We start from the raw sequence: 474 nt of genomic DNA, 5'->3' as shown, positions 1-474 counted from the left end.
GGTCGCGGGCAGGCCGCGGGCGGCGCGGTCCGCGGCGAGGGCGTCCAGCGCGGTGTTCGCAGCGGCGTAGTTGGCCTGGCCGGGGGTGCCCAGCACACCGGCCGCGGCGGTGAACAGCACGAACGCGTCAAGGTCGGTGGTGAGCCGATCCAGGTTGTGCGCGGCGGCGATCTTGGGCCGGGCGACGGTCTCCATCCGCTCCGGGGTCATCGAGTCCAGGACGCCGTCGTCGAGGACACCCGCGGTATGGACGACGGCGGTGATCCGGCGGTCGACGGAGTCGAGCACGGCCGCGCACTGGTCGTAGTCGGCCAGATCGGCGGCGACGACGCGGACGTTCACGCCCAGCGCCTCCAGGTCGGCGGCCAGCCGGTCCGCACCGGGGGCGTCCGGACCGCGCCTGCTGACGAGGAGCAGGTGCTTGGCCCCGGACTCGGCGAGGTGACGGGCGAACAGCGAGCCGAGCGAGCCGGT

General features: G+C 74.7%; 1 protein-coding gene. It reads right to left on the bottom strand.

Annotation, left to right across the window (positions count from 1 at the left end; genetic code table 11):
• Positions 1-474, bottom strand: a 474-nt coding sequence (locus SACPADRAFT_RS0201425) for a ketoreductase domain-containing protein (protein WP_028662134.1), incomplete at both ends; no start/stop codon positions are given.

Origin of the sequence: Saccharomonospora iraqiensis subsp. paurometabolica YIM 90007, assembly GCF_000231035.2 — a bacterium.
GTDB classification, from domain to species: Bacteria; Actinomycetota; Actinomycetes; order Mycobacteriales; family Pseudonocardiaceae; genus Saccharomonospora; species Saccharomonospora paurometabolica.
The sequence above is the reverse complement of the archived record's forward strand: the minus strand, read 5'-3'. Positions and strand labels throughout refer to the sequence as shown.